Annotated in this window: 7 protein-coding genes and 1 pseudogene; 3 read left to right on the forward strand and 5 right to left on the reverse strand. The window is 60.4% G+C overall.

Annotation, left to right across the window (positions count from 1 at the left end; all coding sequences use genetic code 11):
- Positions 1–7: 7 nt before the first annotated feature.
- Together Q363_RS07210 and Q363_RS07215 are read left to right on the forward strand one after the other, a co-directional pair.
- A complete protein-coding gene (locus tag Q363_RS07210; RefSeq protein WP_035349034.1) occupies positions 8–2,461 on the forward strand; it encodes a TonB-dependent receptor in 2,454 nt (817 codons plus the stop codon).
- Positions 2,462–2,884: 423 nt separating this feature from the next.
- The gene (locus Q363_RS07215) at positions 2,885–3,829 is read left to right on the forward strand and encodes a vWA domain-containing protein (RefSeq protein WP_051978491.1); all 945 of its coding nucleotides are present in this window, start codon (positions 2,885–2,887) and stop codon (positions 3,827–3,829) included.
- Here the strand turns inward: Q363_RS07215 and Q363_RS07220 are convergent.
- Both Q363_RS07220 and Q363_RS07225 read right to left on the reverse strand, forming a co-directional pair.
- Positions 3,819–4,928, reverse strand: coding sequence for a Gfo/Idh/MocA family protein (locus Q363_RS07220; protein WP_035349036.1), 1,110 nt, complete (start codon positions 4,926–4,928; stop codon positions 3,819–3,821). The genes Q363_RS07215 and Q363_RS07220 overlap by 11 nt on opposite strands.
- 88 nt (positions 4,929–5,016) lie before the next feature.
- The gene (locus Q363_RS07225) at positions 5,017–5,361 is read right to left on the reverse strand and encodes an STAS domain-containing protein (protein ID WP_035348983.1); all 345 of its coding nucleotides are present in this window, start codon (positions 5,359–5,361) and stop codon (positions 5,017–5,019) included.
- Positions 5,362–5,545: 184 nt separating this feature from the next.
- On the opposite strand from Q363_RS07225, the gene Q363_RS07230 reads away from it, so the two are divergent.
- A complete protein-coding gene (locus tag Q363_RS07230) occupies positions 5,546–6,790 on the forward strand; it encodes a formylglycine-generating enzyme family protein (RefSeq protein ID WP_084080105.1) in 1,245 nt (414 codons plus the stop codon).
- Between the two features lie 282 nt (positions 6,791–7,072).
- Here the strand turns inward: Q363_RS07230 and Q363_RS07235 are convergent, their stop codons facing one another.
- The 3 genes and pseudogenes from Q363_RS07235 to Q363_RS42670 form a co-directional block, all read right to left on the reverse strand.
- Positions 7,073–7,648 (reverse strand): chorismate mutase, encoded by a 576-nt coding sequence (locus Q363_RS07235; protein ID WP_035348986.1) that lies wholly within the window; start codon positions 7,646–7,648, stop codon positions 7,073–7,075.
- Entirely contained in the window at positions 7,615–7,992 is a 378-nt protein-coding gene (locus Q363_RS46120; protein ID WP_084080106.1) for an RNA polymerase sigma factor, read from the reverse strand. Before Q363_RS46120 ends, Q363_RS07235 begins: the two co-directional genes overlap by 34 nt.
- 529 nt (positions 7,993–8,521) lie before the next feature.
- Positions 8,522–9,176 (reverse strand): annotated as a pseudogene (locus tag Q363_RS42670) (hypothetical protein); the annotation flags it as partial.

A 9,176-nucleotide genomic window follows, 5' to 3' on the forward strand; every position in this document is an offset into this window, starting at 1 on the left:
CAACTACATGCACGCATTCGCGCGCCGCACTGCGGTCTCGCCAGTCTTTCGTCTTCTCTCAGCCGTCGCTCTCACGCTCGCCTGCTTACAGGCCAACGCCGTCATCGTTCGCGGAACCGTCACCGATCCGCTCGGCGCAACCGTCCCCGGCGCCCGAGTCACTCTCCTTCAGGGCAAGTCCAACGCCGGCACCGCCATCGCTGGCCCCGACGGCTCCTTCGAGATCCGCAGCACCGCCTCCGGTCGCTTCACCCTCCTCACCTCCGCCGCCACCTTCGCCCCCAACTTCGGCCAGAACTTCTACGGCGGACGCACCGACCTCGTCACCCGCAACGTCACCCTCGAGATCGCCTCCGTCGTCACTCAGGTCACCGTCACCGCCACCGGAATCCCCACGCCCCTCCAGCAGGCAAGCTCTGCCATCACGCTGATCCCCTTCAGCGCCCTTCAGGAACGCGTCGGCGTTATGGACGACCTCCGGCAGTCCCCCGGCGTCAACGCCGTTCAACAAGGTCAGTACGGCGGCGTCGGTTCCATCTTTGTCCGCGGCGGAAACTCCGATGCCAACAAGGTCATGATCGACGGCGTCACCTCCGAAGACGTCGGCGGCCGCTTCGACTTCGGAACCGTCTCCTCCACTGCGCTCGATGGCTTCGAGCTCTACCGCGGCCCCAACTCCGTCCTCTACGGCTCCGACGCTGTAGCCTCCGTCGTCAACTTCACCACCCCGCGCGGAGCATCCCTCCGCCCCGTCCTCAACTACTCTGGCGATGCCGGCAACTTCCACACGTATCGCAACGAAGTCACACTTGGCGGAACCCGCAACCGCCTCGACTACTACGGAGCCTTCTCCCGCTTCGACTCCTCAAACGCGCTCCCCATGGACCGCTACCACTCCGCCACCAGCGCAGCCAATCTCGGCTACAACATCACCGGGAACACTTCGCTGCGCTTCACCATCCGCAACGCCGTTTCTGCATCAGGCGTTCCCAACGCGCACGACTTCTTCGGAATCTCCGCCGCCGCCAAGCAGGCCGACCAGAACCTCTACTCCGGCGCGACGCTCGAAAATCGTCACAATAAGTGGCACAATCTCGTCCGCTACGGCATCGCCCGCAAGCGTGAGCAGTTCACTCAGTTCTATCCCGTCGGCGAGAAGATTCCCGTCTTCGGCTTCGATGAGTACTTCGGCTCAACCGTCACTATCCGCGGAGCCAACGGCTACTCCGCCACCGGCCGCGGCGCCATCAACTACGGCGGAACTTACCCGCAGGGCAACGACCAGTCCTCGCTCCGTGACGAGCTCTACTTCCAGTCTGACTACACCTTCTCGCCCCACATCATCGCCCTCTTCGGCTTCCGCTACGAGGACGAACGCGGCTCCTACAACAATCCCGCCTTCTTCCAGTTCGAGAAGATCAAGCGCACCAACTACCAGTACACCCTCCAGTTCCAGGGCGACTTCTTCAACCGCGTCTTCTACTCCGTCGGCGGCGCCATCGAGCGCAACGACCTCTACGGAACCGCAGGCACGCCGCGCTTCGGCCTCGCCTGGGTCCCGGTCCGCCCCGGCAACCAGCTCTTCCACGGAACCAAACTCCGCGCCAACGCCGCCACCGGCGTGCAGGAGCCGTCGCTCCTCTCCGAGTTCAACTCCCTCTACAAGCAGCTCTCCGACGCAGGCCGGCCCGATCTCATCGCCTCTTACAACGTCCAGCCCCTCCGGGCCCTGCGCTCCCGCACCTTCGACGTAGGCGTCGATCAGAACATCCTCAACCAGAAGCTCATCCTCAAGGCCGGCTACTTCCACAACCAGTTCTCCCATCAACTCGACTTCGTCGACTCCGGAACCCTCCTCCACGTCTTCGGCATCGACACCTCGACCGCCTTCATCTACGGCGCGCTCCTGAACACCCTCGCCTATCGCGCCCAGGGCTTCGAGGGCGAACTGCAATACGCCCCCACCTCCCGCATCCTCGTCCGCGGCGGCTACACCTACCTCGCCTCGCTGGTCGAGCAGTCCTTCTCCACCGACGCCATCGCCAACGGAACCGCCGCCCAGAACCCCAACCTCCCCGGCATCCCCATCGGCGCCTCCAGCCCCCTCGTCGGCCAGCGACCCTTCCGCCGCCCGCCCCAGACCGGCTTCTTCTCCGCGCTCTACGAGGGCAGAAAGTGGTCTGCCACGCTCAAGGGAGCCTTCTCCAGCCGCGCCGACGACTCCACCTTCCTCTCCTACTCCGACATCAACGGCGACAACACCCTGTTGCTCCCCAACCGCAACCTCGACTTCGGCTATGCCAAGCTAGACGCCTACGGAACCTACGCCGCCACCCACCACGTCACCGTCTTCGCCGAACTGGGCAATCTCCTGAGCCAACAGCACATCGGCCCCATCGGCTACCCGGGCCTGCCCTTCACCTTCCGCACTGGCCTGAAAGTCCGCGTAGGAGGAGATTAAGGCGAGCTGATACTTACAACGTCATTCTGAGAGAGACCCGCCCCCAGTCTTATCGGGGGTGGGTCGAACGAAGGACCCCCGCATTTCGATCGCAGTTCCACAGAGCTGGGTGCCCCACCTCTCGCTCCTGAGACGTGGGTTCATTCGAGCGAAGCTCGAACCGCCTTCAGCAAGCCTGTTCAAATACTGTCAAGCCCCAATGCTGCATAAACAACAGAAAACAATACGCTTACGAGTTGCCGATTAATTGCCACCCAACTGCTACAATTAACTTAAGAATCAAAGAGGGGCTCCCGCAAGGGAGCCCATAGTTTTTGCCCTAGAGCGTACCAAGTACCAAGCTAAGTAAAATCTTTCGAAGACTTTGCACAAAAAAGTACCGGGGGGAGGTCACGGACAGTCTAATCAGCAAGGAAGGAACGAATGATCAAATCCAGGATTCTCCTTGCAGTTGCTCTCTTTGCCTCCCCGGTTCTCGCACAGCAGGAGGGCCCAGTCGCAACCCAGACTATCGTCACCGCCGACTCGAAGACCCCACAGAAGCTCTCCGCCCAGACCCTGAAGATCAAGGTCAACGGACACGAAACACCCCTCGCCAGCGTCGTACAGGTCCCGTCCAACGGAGCCCAGGTCGCCCTGCTCATCGACGACGGCCTCCGCTCAAGCGTCGCCCGCCAACTCAACGACCTCAAGAACTTCATCACCTCGCTCCCCGCCGGCACCGAGATCCTCGTCGGTTACATGCAGAACGGACGCGTCGACTCCGGACAGGACTTCACCACCGATCACGCCGCCGCCGCCCAGAACCTCCGCATCCCGCTCGGAACGCCGGGAGCAAGTGCCAGCCCCTACTTCTGCCTCTCCGACTTCATCCAGAAGTGGCCTGAGGAGGCCACCGGCGGAGGCACCCAGAAGGCTCGCTTCGTCATGATGCTTACCAACGGAGTTGACCCCTACAACGGCAGCGTCAGCCCAATGAATCAAAACAGCGTCTACGTCGACAACGCCATCCGCGACGCCCAGCGCGCCGGCGTTCCCGTCTACTCCATCTACTACGGCGACGCCGGATTCCACGGAGGAGCCGCCAGCTTCAGCGGACAGAACTACCTCTCCCAGGTCGCCGAAGCAACAGGCGGACGAGCCTACTTCCAGGGCACTGGCAGCCCCGTCTCGCTCACGCCCTTCCTCACCGAGTTCCGCAACTCCATCGCGGAGAGCTACGTCGCCACCTTCAACGCAAGCTCGCGCTCGAACCTCGTCGACATCCGCTTCTCAACCAGCCTGCCCGGCACAAAGGTCCGCGCCCCGCAAAATGTGCGCCCCGGAACCCGCATTCTGGCCTCCGGCCAGCTAGCGGTCACCCCATAGAGATGCCGGCAGCGCGATAGATCGACTGGATGTGCTGCATGTCCCTTAGGCCCTCCTCGCCCGGAGTGTCCGGAGTTTGATTCTCCAGAATGCAGCGGCTGAAGTGATCCGCCTGCCGAACGAAGTGCATCGGATCCTGCTCCGGATTCGTCTCGTCCACCGTAGTCGCCGGCGTCCCCCGTCCTCCGGGCGAATAACTCGCCCGGAGGTGCTGGCCCTGGTAGCCGAACGAAGCCACCTCCAGCCACCCCTTCGAGCCGAAGACCTTGTAATACCCAGGCATCGGTGCTCCATACGTCGTCGAGCAACTCGCGACCGCGCCGGAAGGGAAGCGCATCGTCCAGGAGAGATTTTCCTCGACATCGTTGAAGCGGCCGTCATGATCGATCGTCGAAGCGACTGCCGTAAACCTCTCCGGCTCCTCGCCAGTCAGATACCGCGCGGCGTTCAGCGAATAGATGCCGACGTCCATCAGCGGCCCCCCGCCACCCAGCGCCTTCGTCGAGCGCCACTCGCCCGGCGCGATGTTGAAGCCGTTCGAACTGTCGAAGGCTTGCACCGTTCCGATCGCTCCGTCGCGAATCATCTTGATCGTCTTCAGCGTGATCGGTTCGTAGTGCAGCCGGTACGCGATCATCAGCTTCACGTTATTCGCCTTGCAGGCAGCGATCATCGCCTCGGCCTCGCTCACCGCGACCGACATCGGCTTCTCGCAGAGCACATGCTTTCCTGCCTTGGCCGACCGGATCGTGTACTCCGCGTGCATGCTGTTGGGCAGCGCGACGTAGACCGCGTCGATCGACTTGTTGTCCCGGAACCGGTCCATCTCCTCGTAGCTGTAGATGGAACTCTTCGGCACACCGTACTGCTGGGCGATTCTCTCCGCCTTGCCGCGATGGCCGCTGACCAGGCCGGTGATCTTCGATGTCGAACTCTCCGCCACGCCCCGCAGGAAGTGATTCGCGATGCGTCCCAGTCCAATGACGCAGTATCCCACCCTGCGATCTGCCCCTTGCGCAACGCCGGACACAGAAGGAAAGGCCTGTGCCGCAAGAGCCAGGGCTCCAAGTCGTGAGAACTCTCTGCGGGTAATCGACATCTCGCTCAACACCTCGTGCGCGCCCAGCATAGAGCAAGACCGCTTGTTCACAGAAGCAGGTGAAACGGTCAGGTGCCCGGTTGCTCTCTTAGACCTGCGCCTCTGCCTCGGCCGTAGTTGGGAAGCTGCGCAGCAGGTTGCGCACCTTGGTCATATCCAGCAGGGCCTCGACCCGTTCGTTTACGCCGGCCAGCGCCATGCGCCGACCGTGCTTCTCCGCCGAGACGTAGTAATTGATCAGCACCCCGATGCCCGCTGAATCCATGTACGGCACATCGCTCAGGTCAAAGACGGTGAGTTGTGGAGGGTCTGCCGCAAGGTTCTTCTGGAACTCGAAGATGTTCTTAAGTGTCAGCGGTCCGGTCAGCTTGATTACGACCAGGCCTTCCCGTTCACCGGTGGCCCGGCTGTATGTCAGTGGTGCGTCGTCCATGCCCGAAGTCTAGAGAGTAGCCTCAAAGGATGAGTTACAGATTCGTGAATATTGGTTTGGTAGGGTTTGAAAGCTCTGATTCAATGTGGTAGCGTTGGCGAACGTTTCTAAGTGCCGATCCACTCGGGTCGCAGCACGCACGATCGCCGTTTCCGTCTAAGGGCCTCGCAGTCAAAGGTGCCTGATGCCAAAAGCGAAGAGAGCCGCAACGGTCCCCACACCATCCAGCAGATACAATCTGCGGCGCTTTGTCGTGGCGGGCGTTCTCCTCGTAGTCATAGTCGCGGTCGTAGCGTGGAAGCTTGCCTCGGCCCCCGCCGCAACGAAGGCTGCCGCGGCTCCCGTGGTCGAGCCGCCTGTAACGTCCAATGTCGCGATTCCGGAGCCTGAGGCCGATCATGCTGGACACATGGCTACCGCGGCGGGCCTCTTTGAGCCGACGATGCCAAATTCGTCACCCGCACCGGGCAAGACTCCAGTGGGGATGGTCTGGATTCCGGGCGGCGAATTTTCGATGGGAGCCCAGGACCCACCTGACAAGGAGCGCGATCACGTTGGGATGAAGGCAACCGTAGACTCTCGACCCATCCACCGCGTCTACATCGATGGCTTCTGGATGGATAAGACCGATGTAACCAACGCTGAGTTCGCAAGGTTCGTCGCCGCGACGCACTACGTCACGCAGGCGGAACGAACGCCGACCGCGGAAGAGTTTCCCGATGCGCCGCCGGAGAACCTGGTCGCCGGATCAGTAGTCTTTGCCCCGCCCGATCACCCAGTCCCCCTCAATAACCATCTTCAATGGTGGACGTACATCAAGGGCGCAAACTGGCGCCATCCCGAAGGGCCGGGGAGCGACATCAAGGGCAAGGAGAACTATCCCGTCGTCCAGGTCTCGTACGACGACGCTGTCGCCTACGCGAAGTGGGCCGGGAAGCGGCTGCCCACCGAGGCGGAGTGGGAGTTCGCGGCGCGAGGTGGCCTCGCCGGCAAGCCGTTCGTGTGGGGCGACAGCTTTCAGCCGATCGGCAAGTCCATGGCGAACACCTTCCAGGGAAAGTTTCCGAACTCGAATAGCGTCACTGATGGTTATGCGACGACCTCGCCGGTCACAAAGTTTCCTGCCAACGGGTACGGTCTCTACGACATGGCCGGCAATGTGTGGCAGTGGACTTCGGACTGGTATCGTCCGGACTACTACCGGATGCTCGCCAGGCAGGGTGGCGTAACACGCAATCCCATTGGCCCCGACTCTCCCTTCGATCCTGAGGAACCCGGCGTCAAGAAGCGCACGATGCGCGGCGGCTCCTTTCTGTGCACCGATCAGTACTGCTCTCGCTACATGGTTGGAACGCGAGGCAAGGGCGAAGTGACCACCGGCACAAACCACCTCGGATTCCGATGCATTCGGCCGGCGCCTCATAGCTGATGGAACAGATCCGCCTACTACGGAGGGCTGCAAATGAAGAACCGTTCCGGTGCTTCTTGTTTCGTCTGGCTAGCTATGCTCGTTGCGGATCACCACAAATGCGTTTTCTATGAGCAGGTCACTGGTGGCAAGGTTTGTCCTTCTGTAAAGTGAGGGCGTACACATGGTCACAAATGACGCCAAACGCGGATTCTTTGGTCCGCCACTAATCTTGCTAGTTGTGAACGCACCTGTCCACAAAGCTCAGCAATTACCCAAGGGGGCCGGGGGACCTGCCATGAGCTAGTCATGCGTGCAGCTAGCAGCTAGAGTGCGGTCGAGCGCGATCGACTGAAGAGGCACGACATCACGCTTGTGCGCTAAGACGTATTTGCCTATGGCCTTTGCAACGTCAGCACGACATGTCGTGCTTGCACGGATGGCCACCGTGTCCGCTAATTCTGCGATCAGTGCTGCTTGCACGTGGTCCAGTTCCGGCCGGATCGTGGCGACTAAATCGATCGGTGCGTGGGCGGGCGCTCTGCCGGCACGACGCCAATCCGCTAGCAGCGAATACTGAATGACCTTATTAGCCTCGATCTGGGCTTTGAAGAAGTTCGATACCGATGTCGGGTCCAATCCTCTCGAAACGCCGTCCTTGACCGCGCCCGTTATGACCTGTGCCTCGCGAGGCAGATCCTCAACCGACGCTCCACTGTCCCATTTCGCTAGTGCTACTTGTTCTGCGATGAGCAATCTGCGCGCCGATGTCTCCACCAGCGGCTGAAGCCGGTCGATTGCGCCCTGTCCGCGCGCCGCGTTGGTCCCGATGATGGTGAAAGCAATTACCATCGCCAGTTTCCGCTTGTTGAGGTGCATTGTTCTCCATTCTTGGGTGGTGAAAAGTTGAGCGAGTCCAGAATAGGTTCTGACAATGTTGTCGACTCGATCCTATCCTTGTAGCGAATAGCCAAAGCTTCGTCGATAAGGACTCTTACCAGCCAGTTTCGGAAAGCGCCTTCGTTTTCGAACTGTGGAACGTTACAGGATGCTGCCAGTAAGCAGTTCTGCACGGCGTCTTCGGCTTCCTCATAATTATCTAGTACACGGTACGCGACTAGAGAAAGAACGCGACGATACCGTGAAAGCGCTTCTAGATTCCCTTGCGAATTGCCTCCGGTCTCGCCCTCAGTCCCTGAGTACGACTGTGACACAGCATTCATCCGATTCACTCCTTACCTGCGAAAGACTGTAACTCTGTAGACACCGTGCAAAGTCTGGCCGAGCTGCGTCGCGACTCTGCGAGACCGAATATAACCAGCGGCCGCGATGACGTGGTGCAGACATATCGCCGGCCGTCACAACGGAATCGTAGAGCGACTTCAGCATGCGATCGGTGGCCGCTCTAGCACATCTTGCGTCTCTGAAGATAAGACACGGGAACCCGAAATCTATTCCGGTTTCGTATCCTGCTGCCCGCGGCATCGCGCGAAATGTGCCGGAACACATGAAGCTTTACTGGCTGCTTCGAAGGGCTGTCCCAAATCCCGATTTGCGGTAATCCTCAGGATCCATCGGGCAGAGGAAAGTGGCAGAGGGCGTTCCACTCGCCCTGGAGAAAATCAACCTGCTTTGCCCCCGCGTTCGTGGTTTCGGAAATCACATCGTGCAGACCAACCTCCCAAGGTGTTCCAAGACGCAACTTGGTCGTATCCCAAGTCGCGCGATCCCCGGTTCGGTCTGCCGTGGAGTTCAATGCGCTTCATCAGCTTCGTCTTTCACCCGCGTGTCTGTCGCCACCCAGTTGACTTCCCAAGTCTTGCCTCCATCTTCCGAAAACGCCTGTTCAAAGCGGCACGAATTCGGGGTGATGTCCGATATCACAAATCGAACAAAAATCGCTCGCCCGTTCAGTGTTTCCTGGTCGAAAAACTCACCCCGCCCATTCTTGAACTCGCCGATCGTGGGTTGGCTTAGGGTGCCGCTACTGCTGCCGGAGAAATTAAGGCTCCACTGGTGGGATACGGGATTGTATAGACGCAGGTTCAGACCCTCGAAGTGACCTCCGGGGCCATCCGCCTCAAGTTCCACCAAATTGGCGCGGCCACTCCCCTTACACAAAAGGTAATTTGGGTCGCCTGTCTGGCTTGGCGGTATGCAACCGCCTCGCGGGGGGCTCTGCAGGACTGGGATGCTATGGCGAATGGTGATGGTGTCTTCTCCTATCAAGACGTCTTTCACAACAAGCCGTACGATTCGCTGGCGCTCCTCGATACTCAGCGTATCAGCAGCATCGTGCAGGCGGGCGAGGAACGCCGTGAGGGTCTCCGCGAGGCGTAGGAAGGTTGCTCTATCGTCGGCCTGGTCAGTGATTGCCTGTAACTCAGCACGGACCGACTGTTCGCGC

The organism is Edaphobacter aggregans DSM 19364 (assembly GCF_000745965.1).
Taxonomy (GTDB): Bacteria; Acidobacteriota; Terriglobia; order Terriglobales; family Acidobacteriaceae; genus Edaphobacter; species Edaphobacter aggregans.